This is a genomic window from Martelella mangrovi, from assembly GCF_040545495.1.
In the GTDB taxonomy this organism is placed as follows: Bacteria; Pseudomonadota; Alphaproteobacteria; order Rhizobiales; family Rhizobiaceae; genus Martelella; species Martelella mangrovi.
Map to the genome: position 1 here is coordinate 33,760 of NZ_JBEPLY010000004.1, position 17,687 is coordinate 51,446.

A 17,687-nucleotide genomic window follows, 5' to 3' on the forward strand; every position below is an offset into this window, starting at 1 on the left:
GCGGCATTGATCTGGCCCGGTTTTATGTCATTTTTGATTCAGTTTTATGACAGTACAAATTATTGTTTTTTATATCATATTTTAAACAGTCAGAAACGGACGGTAAAGGTCGTTCCCTTGCCGACGGCAGACTTGACCACCAGACGCGAGCGATGGCGGCTGAGGATGTGTTTCACGATCGCAAGCCCCAGCCCGGTGCCCTTCTTCGAGCGGCTGTCGGCCACCGAAACCCGGTAGAAGCGTTCCGTCAGGCGCGGCACGTGTTCGGCGGGAATGCCCGGACCATAGTCAACGACGGAGACTTCCGCCGCCCCGTCTTCCCGCGCCTTGAGATAAACGTCGACCCGGCCACCCTCGGCACCGTATTTGCAGGCATTTTCGATCAGGTTCTCGAACACTTCCAGCAATTCGTCATTGTCGCCGTTCACCGTGACCTGTTGTTCCGGCAGGAAAAGATTGATCGCGACGTTCAGGTCCTCGGCAAGCGGCAGCAAGCCGTCACGCACATGTTCAAGCAGCGTATTGAGCGTGACCTGCTGCTCCGGCGAAAGATGGGCCTTGGCCTCCAGACGCGACAGCGACATCAGGTCATCGACAAGCCGGCTCATGCGGGTCGCCTGATCGAGCATGATCGGCAGAAAGCGCTCCTGCGCCTTGGTATCGTTTTTCGCCGGGCCCTGCAGGGTTTCGATATAGCCGCGCAGCGAGGCAAGCGGCGTGCGCAGCTCATGGCTGGCATTGGCGACGAAGTCGGAGCGCATGCGATCGATCCGCCGCGCCTCGGAAATATCGCGCAGCACCAGCATAAAAACCGGCGTGTCATCCGCGCCGCCGGCAACCGGCGCAACCCGCACGAGGTAGACCCGCTCGGAGGGCAGCCGTTCGGAATATTCAATCTGGTTGGTGTGGCCGTTGGCCAGCGTGTCGCGGATGATATCGAGCACGCCCGGCGCGCGCATGCGGGCGGAAATATGCGACCCGAGGGGAAAACTGCCGAACGTGCTGCTGGCCGAACGATTCTGGAACAGCACGGATCCGTCTGCGGCAAGCAGATATACGGCTAGGTCGATCTCATCGAGGAAGCGCGGCAGATCGCCGAAATCAGCCGCATTCTCGCTCGGTTCGCGTTCCTGCTCCTGCGGTTCCGGTTCATCACCGGCCGGCGAACACGATGCCAGCGCCGCCGCAGATACGGCGAGCCAGCCGACGACGGCGGCAACCGGCGGGGCGAAACCGAAACCGACTGCGGCAAGGGCTGTGGCGGCGGCCACCAGCAGAACAAGCCGCGCGGCCAGCGCGCGGACCGCAATACTTCTGACCGTCTGCTCCAGCCTGCCCACCTGATTCCCTCAAAACTTATGCAAGTTGTGTTGCATATACGCCTTTTGTGACAGGAATATTCATCAACACACGAAAATGCCGACCATTCAGTCAGCCGCGCGCGCACGAATGGCGAAGATGTCCAGCGGTGCTCCGCCCCCGGTGAGATCGCTGGAAATCATCATCTGCGTCGGCAACACCCCGCCCTGGCTCGGATCAAGCCGAATCACGAGGCTTTCCCTGTGGGCGCTCGGCGTGAAACGATGACGCTGGCAGCCGTCGATCGTGCCATCGGCACAATAGATGCCGACCGATTGTCCGCCGCCATCCGGCGCCAGCACGCTTGCCTCGATCAGGACCGGACCGCTCTCCAGCATTTCCCTGACGGCCGGCGGCAGGTTGATGCTGACGGCGCCGGCATCACCGCCCGCCTGCGCTGCGATCTGTACGGCCGGCACGCCATCAACCGTGACATTGTCGACTTGCACGGCAGAACCTGCCGCAAAGCCGGTCTCCGCGCCCGGCTGGAAAAGGCCGGTCCAGCCCGACGCCCCCTCGAAATCCTCAGCTTCGATACGCGGCGCGGGATTGGGCACAGCCGTATCGAGGCTGTCCGGGTCAAGCGCGAAATTCGAGCTGACCACCCACCAGCCGCCGAACACCAGAAATGCCAGAACGATAACAAAGATCAGCAACCTGGCGAACCGGCCGCGCTTGCGCGGGGGGCGCTCCGACCTTTCCGCCCGGTGTGCCTTTCGGTTTTTCTTCGGCCGCTTTTTGCCGGACGCCTTGAGTGTGCCGCCGCCCGGCCGCCGCTCCTCTGCCGCAACAGCCAGATCGTCAATCGCCGAAAGCTCTCCGGAATCGAGATGGCCGCTTTCTGTACTGTCTTGCGTCGAAACCGAAAAATCGGCCTCGGTAAAATCCGTCTCCCGCCGTTCGGGCGAGACAACCGGACTTTCGGGATAATCGAAATGCGCTTCCGGTTCCGCACGCAGGCCGAAATCGCCGATCTGCGGCTCTGCCGGGCGCGCGTCCTCGAAAGACGGTTCCTGCGGTGCGTCCGGTTCGGGCGCCGCCGGGCTTTCCGGCACGCGACCGACGGCGAAGGGATCGTCGAAGACCACCGGCCGCGGCGACCGCGCCTCGCGGGCCTTGCGGGCGGCTTCCGCCTCCTCGCGTTCTATCGCCGTGATGATTTCGTCGAGGCGGTGGCGCTGGCGCGCGACGGCCTTGCTGTCGGTAATGCCCTGCTTGGCAAGGCCGCCTTCAAGAGCCTGCCGTGCGGACTGATAGATCCGTGCCCGCTGGTTGGCATCCTCCCGGTCAGTGCTTTCCAGCGCTGTTCTTATGGCTTGTTCAAGTCCGCTCACAGTTTCATCCCGTTACGTTTCACGAGGCTTTCTCAACGCTATTGACAGTGTTTCACCCTGCTGATCAAGGCCAAATAGCGCGTCCGACCCTGACCGGTTATGGTGCCGGTCGACGATGCTTCAACGCCGCAGCACTTCAAAGCGTTGCAAAACTTCGCGAAAAATGTCTCCCTTGGGCGATATTCCGACGCACGATAATCCGTGCGAACGAGACCCGAGGGATCCATGTCGCAAACTTTCCGCCTTGATGACCTGATGCAGATCGCCCGTGAGGACGGCCGGATTGTGGCCGAGGACGCCGCCGCGCGTCTGGGCGTCACCGTGCAGACCATCCGGCGCGACCTTTTGAAGCTCTCCGAAGCCGGCAAACTGACCCGCGTTCACGGCGGCGCAGTGCTGGCATCGGGCACCAGCAATATCGGTTATGATGACCGGCGGGCGCTCTATACCGACGAAAAGGCGGCCATTGCGGCAGCCTGTGCTGCCGAAATTCCGGACAATGCCGCAATCTTCATGAATATCGGCACGACCACGGAAGCCGTCGCCCGCGCCCTGCTCGCCCATCGCGACATTCTGGTGGTGACCAACAACCTCAATGTCGCCAACACGCTGGTCGCCAATCCCGATTGCAGGATTGTGGTCGCCGGCGGACAGCTACGGCGCACCGATGGCGGCCTCGTCGGCACGCTGGCCAACACGATCGTGGAACAGTTCAAGTTCGATCTGGCGATCATCGGCTGTTCGGCGATGGATGATGACGGCGACCTGCTCGACTTCGATATCATGGAAGTCGGCGTCAGCCAGACGGCCATCAGACGCGCGCGCCGCACCTTTCTGGTGGCCGATCATTCGAAGTTTTCGCGCTCGGCGCCGGCGCGGATCGCTTCGCTTGCCGATATCGACACCTTCTTCACCGACCGCAAACCCTCCCACGACCTGGCGTCGCGCTGCACCGCCTGGAACACGCGGGTTGTCGTCGCCGGATAGCCCGCACCGCCAGCACCCGTCCACATCCGAAAGCCGCCGTAATCACCCGGTTCGGATGACAAGGATGTTTTTTGATTTACGTACATCATTTTTCACGCTATAGTCCGCCCAACGAGGACCGGACAAGGTTTCGGGCAGCAATGCCCGCCCCCGGTGAGGAGCGAAACAAACCAGGCGGACGAGATGCGCCCTACCGTACACGACATTGCTGCCGAAGCCGGCGTCAGCCTTGCCACCGTTGACCGGGTGATGAACGCGCGCCCCGGCGTGCGCGAAAAAACCAGGCTCAAGGTGGAACAGGCGATCGAGAAGCTCGGCTATGTGCGCGATGTCGCGGCCGCCAATCTGGCCAAGGGCCGGAGCTATCCCTTCACCTTCATTCTGCCGTGCAACGACAATGCCTTCATGGCTGAGCTGCGTTCGGCCGTTATCCAGGCCGATGCCCGTGGCCGGGTCGAACGCACCCGGATCACCATTGTCGACGTACCCGCTTTCGATGCCGAAGCCCTGGCCGACGCTCTGCTTGCCGCTGGCGAGAGCGAGACCGCCGGCATTGCCCTCGTCGCCATCGAAGCCGATCCCGTGCGCGCGGCGGTCCGCTCGCTCACCGAGCGGGGGATCCCGGTCGTCACCCTCGTTTCCGATCTGGAAGACAGCACGCGCGACCATTATGCCGGTGTCGACAACCCTTCCGCCGGCCGCACCGCGGCAACACTGCTCGGGCGCTTTCTGGGCCCGCAAAAGGGCACTATCGGCGTGCTGGCCGGCTCGCTTTCGGTGCGCGACCACCAGAATCGCTTCGACGCGTTTTCCGAGGCCATGGAAGCGCATTTCCCCGGCCTTGCCATTCTGCCGCCGATGGAAGGCCGGGACGATGCGTCCCGGGCCCGCCAGCTGGTTTCAAAGGCACTTGCCGAAAATCCGGACATGATCGGGCTTTACAGCCTCGGCGCCGGTAATCGCGGCCTGATTGCCGCGCTGGAAGAGGCGCGCGAAAACGGCCGTGAGGTTGTCACCATCGCCCACGAACTTTCGCCCCATTCACGTGCAGCACTGGAAAGCGGCCTCTTCGATGTCGTGCTCAATCAGGATGCCGGGCATGAAGTGAGAAGCGCCATCCGCGTGCTCAAGGCCAAGGCCGACGGGCTTCCGGTGATCGCCGCACAGGAACGTATCCGCATCGACATCTTCATCAAGGACAATCTGCCCTGAAGAGGCGGAGAAACAAGGGAGAAGCAACCATGTATCTCGGGTTAGACCTCGGAACGTCCGGTCTCAAGGCCATGCTGATCGACGACGCCCAGACCGTCATCGCCAGCGCCGACGCACCGCTGACCGTTCAGCGTCTTCATCACGGTTGGTCGGAACAGAACCCCGCCGACTGGATCGATGCCTGCAAGATTGCCGTCGACCGTCTGGCCGAGCGCCATCCGGCAGAGCTTGCGGCGGTGAAGGGTATCGGCCTTTCCGGCCATATGCACGGCGCAACGCTGGTTGACGCCGGCGGCAATGTCCTGCGCCCCTGTATCCTGTGGAACGACACGCGCTCCTATGCGGAAGCTGCTGCCCTTGATGCCGATCCGCGCTTTCGCGCCATCACCGGCAATATCGTGTTTCCGGGCTTTACCGCGCCGAAACTGGTGTGGGTGAAGAACAACGAGCCGGAGATCTTTGCAAAGGTCGCCAAGGTTCTGCTGCCGAAGGACTACCTGCGTTTCTGGCTGACCGGCGAATATATTTCAGAAATGTCGGATTCGGCCGGCACGTCCTGGCTCGATACCGGCAAACGCGACTGGTCGGATGAACTTCTGGCCGCCACCGAACTTCGCCGCGAACAGATGCCGGCGCTGGTCGAAGGCTCGCAGCCCGGCGGCACGCTGAAACAGACGCTTGCCTCCGAATGGGGCATGACAGGCCCGGTCGTCATTGCCGGCGGTGCGGGCGATAATGCGGCCTCTGCCTGCGGCATGGGCACGGTGGCCGATGGCGCTGCCTTCGTTTCGCTCGGCACGTCGGGCGTCCTGTTTGCCGCCAATGACCGTTACCTGCCGAAGCCCGAAAGCGCCGTTCACGCCTTCTGCCATGCCCTGCCCGCCACGTGGCACCAGATGGGCGTCATCCTGTCGGCAACCGATGCGCTGAACTGGTATGCGAAGGTGACCGACAAGAGCCCGGCAGAGCTTACGGCCGAAGTCGGAGACACGCTGGTCGCCCCCACTGATGTCACCTTCCTGCCTTACCTTTCCGGTGAGCGCACGCCGCACAATGACGCCGCCATCCGCGGCGCCTTCATCGGGCTTGCCCATGAAAGCGACCGTGCGGCCATGACCCGCGCGGTCATGGAAGGCGTCACCTTTGCGCTGCGCGACAGCATGGAAGCGCTGAAGGCGGCCGGCACGGACCTGACCCGCATTACCGCCATCGGCGGCGGCTCGCGCTCGCGCTACTGGCTGAAATGCATTGCCACCACGCTGAACCTGCCAATCGACATTCCCGCCGACGGCGATTTCGGTGCGGCGTTCGGCGCGGCCCGCCTCGGGCTTGCCGCCGCCACAGGTGCCGATCCGCGCAGCATCTGCACCCCGCCGGAAACGGCGGAAACCATTGACCCGGAGACAGCCCACACGGCTGCCTTCGAGGCGGCCTATCAGCGTTACCGGGCGCTGTATCCGGCCATAAAACCGCTTTCCGGAAACTGATACGCAGACCGGGCGCTGGCATTGTCCAGGGTCCGGAAATCTGCGGATAACAACAGACTGAATGGGAGTTACAAGATGAGCACCGGCTTTTTCGGCGACGTCACCAAGATCCAGTATGAAGGCCCCGAAAGCGAGAACCCGCTTGCCTTCAAATATTACAACCCCGACGAAATCGTCATGGGCAAGCCGCTGAAGGAACATCTGCGCTTCGCCATTGCCTACTGGCATTCGCTGGCATGGGAAGGCGGCGACCCCTTTGGCGGCCGCACCTTCGACCGCCCGTGGTATGACGGCGGCATCGACAAGGCCAAGCTCAAGGCCGATGTCGGCTTCGAGCTGTTCACGCTGCTCGGCGCCCCCTTCTACTGCTTCCACGACGTCGATATCCGTCCGGAAGGCGCGAACTTCGCCGAAAGCACAAAGAACCTGAACGAGATCGTCGACTATCTCGGCCAGAAACAGGAAGCAACCGGCGTCAAACTGCTCTGGGGCACGGCCAACCTGTTCACCCACCGCCGCTTCATGTCGGGCGCCTCGACCAATCCGGACCCGGATGTCTTCGCCTACTCGGCAGCAACCATCAAGACCTGCATGGATGCCACTAAGAAGCTCGGCGGCCAGAACTATGTTCTGTGGGGCGGTCGCGAAGGTTATGAAACCCTGCTCAACACCGACATGGGCAAGGAACTCGACCAGATGGCGCGCATGCTGCACATGGTGGTCGAATACAAGCACAAGATCGGTTTCGAAGGCACGATCCTGGTCGAGCCGAAGCCGCAGGAACCGACCAAGCACCAGTACGACTACGATGTCGCCACCGTCTACGGCTTCCTGCAGAAGCACGGGCTGGAAAAGGAAGTGAAGGTCAATATCGAGCAGGGCCACGCCATCCTCGCCGGCCACACCTTCGAGCATGAACTGGCGCTCGCCCGCACGCTCGGCGTTCTCGGTTCCATCGACATGAACCGCAACGACTACCAGTCCGGCTGGGATACCGACCAGTTCCCGAACAATGTTCCGGAAATGGCGCTGGCCTATTACCAGGTTCTGCTGAACGGCGGCCTTGGCACCGGCGGCACCAATTTCGACGCCAAGCTGCGCCGCCAGTCGATCGACCCGGCCGACCTGCTTTACGGTCACATCGGCGGTATGGACAGCTGCGCACGCGGCCTGAAGGCTGCGGCAAAGATGGTCGAAGACGGCGCTTTGCAGAAACCGCTCGACGAACGTTACGCCGGCTGGAACGGCGAAACGGCCAAGAAGATGCTCGCCGGCGAAATGACGCTGGAAGACATCGCCACCATGGTCGAGAAGGACGATATCAATCCCGAGCCGAAGTCCGGCCGTCAGGAATATCTGGAAAACATCGTCAATAAATACGTCTGATCATGCGACAGATGTGACGTGTACACGAGGACCGGGGCGGGAAACCGTCCCGGTCCTCAGCGTGTCGGCAAACCTCTTTTTCCGTTCTGCGCCAACGGAATGATACCGTTCAGTCCACGCCTGTGATGCGGAGTGCGCGACTGTCGCTGTCGACAATGTCATCCATTGCACGTTCCAGCGCATCGCGATCATCGGCACCGCGCAACATGCGGCCGGCCAGCCGGTCGAAGCGGCCCCGGGCGATGTCGGCAATCAAGACTGCGGCGTTTGAAGGCGGAACATTGATATTGTCGTCAAAAAGCTGTTTGACGTCAGGTAGATAGGTCTGGCCCGCCTCGGTATTCAGCTGAAGCTCCGTCATGCTTGTGCGCACGAGGCCCGGATCGACGGCAAAGGCCCGCACGCCGCCGTTTGCCGTCGTGTCGTTCAGGCTTTCGGTAAACCGCATGATGCCCGCCTTGCTCGACGCATAGCCTGAACCGTGCGGGAAACTCGTGCCTGTGCCACCGCCGACGAGATTGACGATGCGCCCGCTGCCGCGCGAGAGCATATCGGGAGCCGCGGTCCGGCAGGTGTGAAACACGCCGCGCAGATTGATCTCGACATCCTGCCACCAGATATCCGGATCGCACTCCCAGATGGGACCGAATGCGCGGAACGCACCGTGATTGTTGACCAGCAGATCGACCGGGCCGAGATCCGCGCCGATTTTCGCAAAGACAGCTTCCACGGCCGTGCGGTTGACAAGGTCGACGGGGTACGCGCGCGCTGTTCCTCCCTCCGCCGTGATCATGGCGGCCGTTTCGTCGATTTCGGATTTTGTGCGGGCGAGAACGGCAATTTTTGCGCCGGCGCGCGCCTGATGCAGGGCAATTTCCCTTCCGATTCCGCGACCGCCTCCAGTCACGACGCTGATCGTTCCTCCCAGGTCAGCCATACCGGCCCTCCTCTTTTCCCGGTTCCTTGCAGCCATTGGTCAATGGCGCATCGTCAAGCTGGAACAACAGACATGCGATTGCAAGCCCGTGAGGGAGAACGCCGGCAGCCCTGCCGTCATCAGGCAGGCAGCGGGAGGAGAAGGTTACGCTTCCAGTTCGACATTCGACAGCGGACGCGAGCAGCAGGCGAGGATGTAGCCTTCCTCGATCTCGTCGTCGAGAATGCCGCCATTGTGCTGCATGTCGACCTTGCCGGATTTGCACATGGTGCGGCAGGTGCCGCAGATGCCGCTTTCGCAGGACGACGGAATGCGCACCCCGGCCTTGCGGGCGGTCTGCAGGATGGTGAAGCCGGCTTCCGCTTCCACTTTGACCCCGGAATCGGCGAACTCGATCATGAAGGATTCGGCTTCCTCACCGCTCTCGCCGATGAACACCGTCGGCTCCGGCACTTCCGGCGTGAAAGTTTCCTCGAAATAATTGTTGGCCATGTCGAAGCTGGAGACTTCCAGCGCGTCGCGTACCGTTGCCATGAACGGCGCGGGACCGCAGCAGAACACCCGCCGCTCGAGGAAATCCGGCACCAGAAGGGCGATCTTGGCGCGGTCGATCAGGCCCTTCAATCCCGACCAGAGCTGGGTGCGTTCCAGCTCGGAAACGATGAAGCCGAGATTGAAGAACGGCATGTAGCGCGCCTTGTACTCCAGCTCCCAGCGGAAGATGATGTCGTTGGGCGAGCGCGCGCAGTGAATGAAGGCGATATCGGTATCCGGGTTGCGGTCGCCCAGATCGCGCGTCATCGACATCATCGGCGTGATGCCGGAACCGGCGGAGATGAACAGATATTTCTCTGCCGGATGTTTTACATAGGAGAAGTCGCCGAGCGGGCCTATGGCTTTGATCTTCATGCCGGGATGCAGATTGTCATGCATCCAGCGCGTGCCGATACTGTCCTTCTGCGCCTTGACCGAGACCGCGATGGTAAACGGCCGCGTCGGACTGGAGGAGATCGTGAATGTGCGCATAATCGGCTCGGGGCCGACCGGCAGTTCCAGCGTGATATACTGGCCCGGCAGATACCGGAACCAGATGTTCGGCTCCTCCGCCTTGAAGGTGAAGGTCATCACGTCGGGCGCTTCCGGCGTCCACGCGACACATTCCAGCATGTGTTCGCGGCCGTTCCAGGGCACCATTTCATCGATATGTTTGAACGGCTGCGGTTTTATCATGTCAGGCGACGATCGAAAGCGGTTTTTGGGCATCGGTCAGGCGGTTGATCGATGTGTTGACATACCATTCGACGAACTGCATCACGCCACCCTCGTCTTCGGTCGAATAGGGACCGGGTTCATAGGCCGGCGAGCGGATGCCGCGCGCGTTTTCCTCGACGATCTGGCGGTCCTGATCATTGGTGAAGGTCCACACATGGGTGAGGTCCTCGACGTCGTAATCAATGCCTTCGACCGCGTCCTTGGGCACCAGCCAGGTGGTGGTGACTTCCGTTTCCTGAGGCCCGCGCGGGATAACCCGGAAGGAGATGGCGTGGTCGCCGAGGAAATGGTTCCAGGTCGTCGGATAGTGGAACAGAAGCAGCGCGCCAATGCCGCCGGCGCCGGTCTTCTCGCCCATATTCTTCTTCACCGCCGGCTTGCCGGACATGGTGTAGCTTTCCGCTCCATCGATCAGCGGCATGCGGGTAACGCGGAACTGGCCGTCGGGGCTGAGGAAGAACCGCGCCTCAAGCCCGGCCTGTTCGCAATGGGCCCAGTGCGCGAGGATTTCCGGATCGTCCATCATGCCCTGCACGCCGGTGACCGAAGCGGCCTCGGGATAGGTGCGGCAAAGTTCGGGATGATTGGCGGCGCAGTGATAGCATTCGCGGTTGTTTTCCCAGACCAGCTTCCAGTTGCCCTTCTCGATGATCGAGCTTTTGAAGGCGACCTTGGTTTCCGGGATATTGTGGGGCGCGAGATAGGGCGCGATCTTCTGGCGCAGCGGTTCGATATCGGGCGCGACATCAGCCAGACAGATGAAGATATAGCCCTCGATGCTTTCGCAATGGATCGGCTTCAGGCTGAATTTCGACTTGTCGAAATCCTCGCCCATATGGCGGACGAACTGCAGCGTGCCGTCAAGGTCGTAGGTCCACTGGTGATAGGGGCAGACGAGCTTGGCGCTGGTTCCCTTTTCCGCCGAGCAGACCCGCGAGCCGCGGTGACGGCAGGCATTGTGCAGCGCCCGGATCTTCTTGTCGCGCGCTCGCGTCAGGATGACGGAGTATTCGCCGACCTGAACGGTCATGTAATTGCCGGGCCGCGACAGTTCGCAGTCGTGCCCGACAAACAACCATTCGCGGTAATAGAAATTTTCCATGTCGATCCGGAAGATATCCGGGTCTGTGTAGAAAGGCTGCGCCAGGGAAAAACCATCCCGGCGGTTCTGCAACTGTTCAAGCATTGACTGACGTGTCGTCATGGCGGCCTCGCAGGAGAAAACGAGCAATTAAGGCTGCATTAAATCATCGCGCGCGCTGGCCTTGCATCTCATGAGCGACATGACTTTCGAAAATGACGACACCGGCATGACGGCATCTGCCGGATCGCACTGAACTGTTGCGATGGCGCAATTCGGCGTTATCATGAAGTGCATACTTGCATATTAGTTTGCTGACGAACCATCGCAAAGCTCTGGGAGGACAACTGCATGGACAGGAAAAACAGGCATTTTCACCTGAAACGCGCCACGGCCACGGCCGCCGTGATCATCGCCGCAATGGCTCCGGCGATCGCCGCCGATATGTCTGACCCGGACGATACGATGTTCAGCATCGAGGGCTACGCCGCCGTGGCGAACGTCACCGGCGGCGGCGTTTATCCCGAAGACGACCCGCGCTATATCAAGGTATCCACGGCAGAAGAATTTCTCGCCGCCCTTGCCGGTATTTCGGATGAGGACAACGAACCCTACCGCGTCATCGAAATCACCGGGGATCTCGACCTTGGCTATGCGGCGGCGGGCGGCGACGCAACGGCGGCGAAATATCCGTTCTTCACGGCCCACAATCCCGCGCTTGCCAATCCGCTGCTGATGAAGACCGGCGTTTCGAAGATCAACATCACCGGTTTTGACGGGCTGACCATCTATTCGAAAAACGGCGCCCGCATTCTGCATGCCGGTTTCAATATCGATGACGGCAGCAATCTCATCATCCGCAACCTCGTCTTTGACGAGTTCTGGGAATGGGACGAGAAAACCGGGGGCGACTACGACGAGAACGACTGGGATTACATCACCATCGGCAATTCCAAGGAAACCACCGTCGGCGGCATCTGGATCGATCACTGCACCTTCTACAAGGCCTATGACGGCATCGTCGACATCAAGCGCGGCGCGTCCAATTCCGCCGATACCGGATTTGATACGCAGAAAGCCAACGGCATCACCATTTCCTGGTCGCAGATCCTGCCCGGCAGCGGCAACCCGGATTTCATGAAAGGACAGTTCGACTATCTGGAGCAGAACCGCGGCGACTTTCCGTTTTACGATTTCCTGCGCTCCTTCATGAGCGAAGACCAGATCATGGAAGTCGAAACGCCGGTCAAGAAGGGGCATCTGATCGGCTCGTCGAGCAAGAAGGAAAAGCCCGGTTTCACCGTCACTCTGGCGCATAATTATTACAAGGACCTGCAGGACCGCATGCCGCGGCTGAGAACCGGCGACGTGCAGGTCTACAATCTCTATGCGGATGTCGCCGATGTGCGCGAAACCATGGTCTGGTTCGACAAGCTGATGGCCGACAATCCGGACAAGGCGGCAAAGCTGAAAGGCGACCCCTACAAGCTGAAGCTTTACACCAACGGTTCGATCTCGACCGAGGGCGGCGCGGTCATGGTGCGCAACAGCATCTACAAGGGCGTGGAATGGCCGCTGAAAAACAACCAGTCGAAACCGGACGATCCGACCTATACCGGCGCCATCGAAGCCTTCAACACCCGCATGGAGCTTCTGGCCGGCGACGACGCCGAGCGCCTGCCGGACCCGATGGGCTCCTACACCGATGATCACGGTACGGAATGGATCTGGTGGCAGGGCGACAGCGGCCTTTCCGGCACCCCGCTCGGGCCGCTGGATGCACCGGCGATCCCGTTCAAGTGGAACAATGGCGAGCCGCCCGTGCCGAACAATCTGGTCGATACCGATCAGGTGGAAGACCTTGTGACATCCTATGCAGGGGCCGGAAAGATCGACCTGACCGCAGACCAGTGGATGACCCCGGTTCTGAAATAAGGCTGGGTGAAACCGGCGGCGCTCACCCTTCGGCGGCGAGCGCCGTCACCTCGATTTCAATTTTGTATTTCGGATCGATCAGGCCGCATTCGATCATTGTCGCCGCCGGCGGATTATCACCGAAGGTTTCGGCAAGAACCGGCCAGCAGGCAGGAAAATCGGCGGCATCCGGCAAATAATAGGTGACCCGGACGACATTGGCGAAACCGGTGCCAGCTTCGGTCAGCGCCTTGCCGATGGCTTCCAGTGCGGAGCAGCACTGACCGGTGACATCTTCGGGAATATCGGCGCCCTGTGCCGTCGTGCCGGCGACATGGACAAAGCCGCCGGCCACCACCGCACGGCAATAGCCGATTTTCTGTTCATAAATCCCACCCGAGCTGATCCGTCTGATTGCCATGAGAAAATCCTTTGTTGTGTCGTGCCTTTGTTCTAAACGGGAAACGCTCAACGAAGAACAGGTTTGTCATGGCGCGGATTATCGATATCGCCCGGGAGGAAGACATTGCGCTGGCAGAAGGCCGCAGACTTCTGAACCAAGGCGAACTCGTGGCCATGCCGACGGAGACGGTCTACGGGCTTGCCGCCGATGCCACCAATCCGGACGCCATTGCGAAAATCTATGCCGCCAAGGGGCGTCCGGCTTTCAATCCGCTGATCTGCCACATGTCGGACCTTGCGATGGCGGAAGATTATGCCGTGTTTTCACCGCTCGCCCGCCGTCTCGCCGAGGCATACTGGCCCGGCCCGATGACGCTGGTGTTGCCGCTGAAAGAAAACGCAGGTATTGCGCCGGCGGCAACGGCAGGCCTGCCAACGGTCGGGGTGCGTGTGCCGAAGGGCTTTGCCGGCAAGCTGATTGCCAGGACCGGTCGCCCGCTGGCCGCCCCCAGCGCCAATACATCCGGCAAGATCAGCCCGACCACCGCCGCCCATGTCGAAGCCGACCTTGGCGACAGGCTGCAGCTCATTCTCGATGCGGGACCGGCTGAAGTCGGGGTAGAATCGACCATTTTGAAGATCGAAAACGACGCCATAACCCTTCTCAGACCGGGCGGCATCGCAGCCGCAGAGGTCGAGATGCTGACGGGTCGCCCCGTCCTGCGCCCGGCCCGCAAGACAGCCATTGTCGCGCCCGGCATGATGGTCTCGCATTACGCCCCGACGGCCACCGTGCGGCTTGACGCGACACGGGTGGAAGACGGCGAGGCGCTGGTGCTGTTCGGCCCGCAGACAATCGAAAACGCATACGCCGCGCGCGCCACCTTCCAGCTGAGCGAAACGTCCGACCTTGCGGAAGCGGCAAGCCGGCTTTACGACACGATGAAACTGGCAGATGCCAGCGGCGCACGCGTCATCGCCTTTGCGCCGGTTCCCAAAGACGGTATCGGCGAGGCCATCAACGACAGGCTTTCGCGCGCTGCCGCGCCCCGGAAGGAAGACTGACCGCATGACCACGCCCGCCCCCGAACTTATCGCCCGGTTTTCCCAGATTGTCGGCCCGGCCCACGCCCTGACCGAAGCCGCTGATATCGAGCCTTACCTCATCGAAAACCGCGGCCTTTACCGGGGCCGGACCGTGCTGGTTCTCAAACCCGGCTCCACGGAAGACGTCTCGGCAATCCTGAAACTGGCGAGCGAAACGAAAACCCCGATCGTTCCCGCCGGCGGGCGCACCGGCCATGTCGGCGGCCATGTGCCGCGCGAGGACGGCGCCGACATCGTGCTGTCGCTGGAGCGCATGGACAGGATCCGCTCCATCAATGCCGCCGGCGGTTACCTCATCGCAGATGGCGGCGCAATCCTTGCCGATGTCCAGAAAGCAGCCGACGAGGTTGACCGGCTGTTCCCGCTTTCGCTGGGCTCGGAGGGCTCGGCCCGTATCGGCGGCAATCTTTCCACCAATGCCGGCGGGACGGCGGTGCTGGCCTATGGCAATATGCGCGCGCTCTGCCTCGGGCTGGAAGTGGTGCTGCCGACGGGTGAAATCTGGAACGGGCTCAGAAGCCTGAAGAAGGACAATACCGGCTACGATCTGCGCGACCTGTTCATCGGCGCGGAAGGCACGCTCGGCATCATTACCGGCGCCGTGCTGAAGCTTTTTCCCAAACCGCGCGGCCATCAGGTCGCCTTTGCCGCGGTCGAGACGCCGGAAAAGGCGCTCGACCTGTTCAACCTCGCCTCCAACCGCTGCGCCTCGGCGCTGACCGGTTTCGAGTTCATGGCCCGCATGGTCTTCGATTTCACCGTCAAACATACCGAAGGCGCGCGCGACCCGCTGGCGACAAAATATCCGTGGTACACGCTGATCGACGTTTCGACCTCCGACAGTCAGCAAACCGCCGACCAGATGCTCGAAGCCCTTCTGGAAGAAGCCTTTGAGGCAGGGCTGGTGGAAGATGCGGTGATCGCCAAATCGCAAGGCGAGATCGATGAATTATGGCACATGCGCAACACCATGTCGGAAGCACAGAAACCGGAAGGCGGCTCCATCAAGCATGACGTTTCCGTGCCGGTGTCGGACATTCCCGCCTTTCTGCACGAAGCGGATGCAGCGGTGATGAACGCGGTTCCCGGCGCGCGCATCTGCGCCTTCGGCCATCTCGGCGACGGCAATATCCATTACAACATCTCCCAGCCGGAAGGTGCCGACAAGGCGGAATTCATGGGGCGCTGGGGCGAAGTCAACAAACTGGTCCACGCCATCGTGTTGTCGCATGGCGGTTCGATTTCCGCCGAACACGGCATCGGACGGCTAAAGCGCGACGAACTGGCCGAGATCCGCGAACCGATCGAAATCGACCTGATGCAACGCATCAAACACGCCTTCGACCCCGCCGGCATCATGAACCCGGACAAGGTGCTGAAAAGCCGGGGCTGAGTGCCCCGGCTTCGGCAAATGCCATCAAATCGGAATCAATCCGGTTGCGATGCATAAAACAGGCCGCGCCGGGCGAATGTCCTGCGCGCGTTGACGAACATCACCGCGATGGCAACACACAGCATGGCGACATCGCTTGCAGGTGACGCCATCCACAGGCCGGTTTCACCAAACGCAAACGGCAGGATGAAGATTAGCGGAATGGTGAAGAAATAGGTGCGGCCAAGGCTGATCACCGCCGCATTCGCCGCCTGACCGATCGCCTGAAAATAACCGGACAACACCATCAGCGGACCGACCAGAATATAGGCGGCGCTGATGAAGCGGACGATCTGGGCTGCCCCGGCGATGACTGCGGGATCGGACACGAAAAGCGCACTCAACGCCGCCGGCGCCAGTTGAAACACCGTTTCCACCAGAAGCCCGTAGCAAAGCCCGGCGCAAACACCGATGACCAGCGTGCGGTCGGAACGCTCGAACGCCCGCGCCCCAAAATTATTGCCGACAATCGACTGGCAGGCGAAATTCAGCCCCATCAGCGGCAGGAAGGCGAAGGTCAGAAGACGCGAGGCGATGCCATAGGCGGCAATCGTCACATCGGCATTATCACCGCTCCACAGCTGAATGCCGACAATATAGGAGCCCGCCGACAGGCTGACGCCGACGAGCGCCAGCGACGAGGGCAGACCAAGCGCCAGTATCCGCCCCCAGGCCTCCGTTGCCGCAAGGCCGGTTTTGCGCCAGAGCGCAATCGGGGTGCGGCCGGAAAGCCTGAGCATGATGACGAAGACAAGCGCAATCGCCTGCGCGGCAAGCGTGCCGATGGCCGAACCGGCAACGCCAAGCCCCATCATGGCGATGAAAACATAGTTGAAGCCGATATTGGCGAGCGTGACGAAAACCCCGATCAGCGCCATCAGGCCGGGTTTGCCCTCGGATCTCAGCGTATCGCCCTGAACGCCGATGAAAAACTGCAGCGGCGAGCCGAAGACCATCAGCGCAATATAGATATCTGCCATTCCGGCAAGCCCGCTGTCACCGCCCGAAAGCCAGCCGACCAGCGCACGCCCCCCGGCAAGATAGAGCACCATCAGCGTAACGGCCGTAACGATCGCCAGCAACGTCGCCGACTGCATGGCCGATTGCGCACCATTGTGATCGCCCGCCCCCAACCGGCGCGCCAGAATGGAGGCCATGCCGGACGAAACCAGTGTGGAAAGCGCGTTGATGGCCATGAACAGCGGAAAAACGAGCGTGACGGCGGCCAGCGCCTTCGCACCGACATAGACCCCGAGAAAAATGGCATCGACCACCGTATAAAGCCCGCTGACCAGCATCAGCAGAATGATGGGTGCCGCCGTCTTGAAGAAAAGCGGGCCGAGCGCCCCGGCAAGATAGGGATTGGCGCGGGAAGAAGACGTGTCATCCATGGTGTTGTCCTTCATGGACACCCGAAAAACGCAATAACGCGCCGCAGGAAAGGCGCCCGCATTACCTTGAAGCTTCGAGTGCCGTTTTGGGAAAACAACCAACGAAGACCATGTCTGACTTCACCATCGCATATTCAGCGCGCGGGCGGCAGGCGTCAGCAGCCGGGCGCAGATAGCCCGGCAAACCGAGCCAAGTCAAGAAGAAGAACGTGGGCCTGCTTCAGCGTTCAGACTGCTGACAAACCTCTCCGTTTAAGAGGCGTCATCCTCGGGCTTGTCCCGAGGATCTAACCACCGTTCCACACGAGCGGCGTTGGCGTTTCGTAGTATATTGTATTTAAACAGATTTTCATTCGACACGCTTGTCGCATTGATGCGTGTTTAGA

The 17,687-nt window shown here is 61.2% G+C and carries 14 protein-coding genes; 7 read left to right on the top strand and 7 right to left on the bottom strand.

Annotation, left to right across the window (positions count from 1 at the left end; all coding sequences use genetic code 11):
- Positions 1–89: 89 nt before the first annotated feature.
- Positions 90–1,331 (bottom strand): phosphate regulon sensor histidine kinase PhoR, encoded by a 1,242-nt coding sequence (gene phoR, locus ABID12_RS07035; RefSeq protein WP_435528198.1) that lies wholly within the window; start codon positions 1,329–1,331, stop codon positions 90–92.
- A gap of 96 nt (positions 1,332–1,427) precedes the next feature.
- Positions 1,428–2,693: a hypothetical protein gene (locus ABID12_RS07040; RefSeq protein WP_354433637.1), complete on the bottom strand. Its 1,266-nt coding sequence runs from the start codon at positions 2,691–2,693 to the stop codon at positions 1,428–1,430.
- Between the two features lie 225 nt (positions 2,694–2,918).
- Between ABID12_RS07040 and ABID12_RS07045 the strand changes: the two genes are divergently transcribed.
- From ABID12_RS07045 to xylA, 4 genes are all read left to right on the top strand, one after another.
- Positions 2,919–3,680 (top strand): DeoR/GlpR family DNA-binding transcription regulator, encoded by a 762-nt coding sequence (locus tag ABID12_RS07045; RefSeq protein WP_106312098.1) that lies wholly within the window; start codon positions 2,919–2,921, stop codon positions 3,678–3,680.
- A gap of 183 nt (positions 3,681–3,863) precedes the next feature.
- Positions 3,864–4,892 (top strand): LacI family DNA-binding transcriptional regulator, encoded by a 1,029-nt coding sequence (locus ABID12_RS07050; RefSeq protein WP_354433638.1) that lies wholly within the window; start codon positions 3,864–3,866, stop codon positions 4,890–4,892.
- Between the two features lie 29 nt (positions 4,893–4,921).
- Entirely contained in the window at positions 4,922–6,379 is a 1,458-nt protein-coding gene (gene xylB / locus ABID12_RS07055) for a xylulokinase (protein WP_354433639.1), read from the top strand.
- A 75-nt stretch (positions 6,380–6,454) separates the two neighbouring features.
- Entirely contained in the window at positions 6,455–7,765 is a 1,311-nt protein-coding gene (gene xylA / locus ABID12_RS07060) for a xylose isomerase (protein WP_319518830.1), read from the top strand.
- Between the two features lie 109 nt (positions 7,766–7,874).
- On the opposite strand, the gene ABID12_RS07065 is transcribed toward xylA, so the two are convergent.
- From ABID12_RS07065 to ABID12_RS07075, 3 genes are all read right to left on the bottom strand, one after another.
- The gene (locus ABID12_RS07065) at positions 7,875–8,702 is read right to left on the bottom strand and encodes an SDR family NAD(P)-dependent oxidoreductase (protein WP_354433640.1); all 828 of its coding nucleotides are present in this window, start codon (positions 8,700–8,702) and stop codon (positions 7,875–7,877) included.
- A gap of 144 nt (positions 8,703–8,846) precedes the next feature.
- The gene (locus ABID12_RS07070; protein ID WP_354433641.1) at positions 8,847–9,932 is read right to left on the bottom strand and encodes an FAD-binding oxidoreductase; all 1,086 of its coding nucleotides are present in this window, start codon (positions 9,930–9,932) and stop codon (positions 8,847–8,849) included.
- 1 nt (position 9,933) lies between these two features.
- Positions 9,934–11,178 (bottom strand): aromatic ring-hydroxylating oxygenase subunit alpha, encoded by a 1,245-nt coding sequence (locus ABID12_RS07075; protein WP_106312142.1) that lies wholly within the window; start codon positions 11,176–11,178, stop codon positions 9,934–9,936.
- Positions 11,179–11,406: 228 nt separating this feature from the next.
- Between ABID12_RS07075 and ABID12_RS07080 the strand changes: the two genes are divergently transcribed.
- Positions 11,407–12,990, top strand: a complete 1,584-nt coding sequence (locus ABID12_RS07080) for a pectate lyase family protein (protein ID WP_354433642.1) — start codon at positions 11,407–11,409, stop codon at positions 12,988–12,990.
- Positions 12,991–13,012: 22 nt separating this feature from the next.
- Here ABID12_RS07080 and ABID12_RS07085 read toward each other — a convergent pair whose 3' ends face one another.
- The gene (locus ABID12_RS07085) at positions 13,013–13,390 is read right to left on the bottom strand and encodes a RidA family protein (RefSeq protein WP_354433643.1); all 378 of its coding nucleotides are present in this window, start codon (positions 13,388–13,390) and stop codon (positions 13,013–13,015) included.
- Between the two features lie 68 nt (positions 13,391–13,458).
- Here ABID12_RS07085 and ABID12_RS07090 point away from each other — a divergent pair, with 68 nt between their 5' ends.
- The gene (locus tag ABID12_RS07090) at positions 13,459–14,436 is read left to right on the top strand and encodes an L-threonylcarbamoyladenylate synthase (RefSeq protein WP_354433644.1); all 978 of its coding nucleotides are present in this window, start codon (positions 13,459–13,461) and stop codon (positions 14,434–14,436) included.
- 4 nt (positions 14,437–14,440) lie between these two features.
- Positions 14,441–15,871, top strand: a complete 1,431-nt coding sequence (locus ABID12_RS07095) for an FAD-binding oxidoreductase (protein WP_354433645.1) — start codon at positions 14,441–14,443, stop codon at positions 15,869–15,871.
- Between the two features lie 35 nt (positions 15,872–15,906).
- Here the strand turns inward: ABID12_RS07095 and ABID12_RS07100 are convergent, their stop codons facing one another.
- Positions 15,907–17,301, bottom strand: a complete 1,395-nt coding sequence (locus tag ABID12_RS07100) for an MATE family efflux transporter (protein WP_354433646.1) — start codon at positions 17,299–17,301, stop codon at positions 15,907–15,909.
- Positions 17,302–17,687 lie beyond the last annotated feature (386 nt).

What these genes read in the sequence shown, in the direction of transcription:
- ABID12_RS07045 (WP_106312098.1), top strand. Translation starts at nt 2,919, where the DNA reads ATGTCGCAAACTTTCCGCCTTGATGACCTGATGCAGATCGCCCGTGAG.
- ABID12_RS07050 (WP_354433638.1), top strand. Translation starts at nt 3,864, where the DNA reads ATGCGCCCTACCGTACACGACATTGCTGCCGAAGCCGGCGTCAGCCTT.
- xylB (WP_354433639.1), top strand. Translation starts at nt 4,922, where the DNA reads ATGTATCTCGGGTTAGACCTCGGAACGTCCGGTCTCAAGGCCATGCTG.
- xylA (WP_319518830.1), top strand. Translation starts at nt 6,455, where the DNA reads ATGAGCACCGGCTTTTTCGGCGACGTCACCAAGATCCAGTATGAAGGC.
- ABID12_RS07065 (WP_354433640.1), bottom strand. Translation starts at nt 8,702, where the DNA reads ATGGCTGACCTGGGAGGAACGATCAGCGTCGTGACTGGAGGCGGTCGC.
- ABID12_RS07070 (WP_354433641.1), bottom strand. Translation starts at nt 9,932, where the DNA reads ATGATAAAACCGCAGCCGTTCAAACATATCGATGAAATGGTGCCCTGG.
- ABID12_RS07075 (WP_106312142.1), bottom strand. Translation starts at nt 11,178, where the DNA reads ATGACGACACGTCAGTCAATGCTTGAACAGTTGCAGAACCGCCGGGAT.
- ABID12_RS07080 (WP_354433642.1), top strand. Translation starts at nt 11,407, where the DNA reads ATGGACAGGAAAAACAGGCATTTTCACCTGAAACGCGCCACGGCCACG.
- ABID12_RS07085 (WP_354433643.1), bottom strand. Translation starts at nt 13,390, where the DNA reads ATGGCAATCAGACGGATCAGCTCGGGTGGGATTTATGAACAGAAAATC.
- ABID12_RS07090 (WP_354433644.1), top strand. Translation starts at nt 13,459, where the DNA reads ATGGCGCGGATTATCGATATCGCCCGGGAGGAAGACATTGCGCTGGCA.
- ABID12_RS07095 (WP_354433645.1), top strand. Translation starts at nt 14,441, where the DNA reads ATGACCACGCCCGCCCCCGAACTTATCGCCCGGTTTTCCCAGATTGTC.
- ABID12_RS07100 (WP_354433646.1), bottom strand. Translation starts at nt 17,301, where the DNA reads ATGGATGACACGTCTTCTTCCCGCGCCAATCCCTATCTTGCCGGGGCG.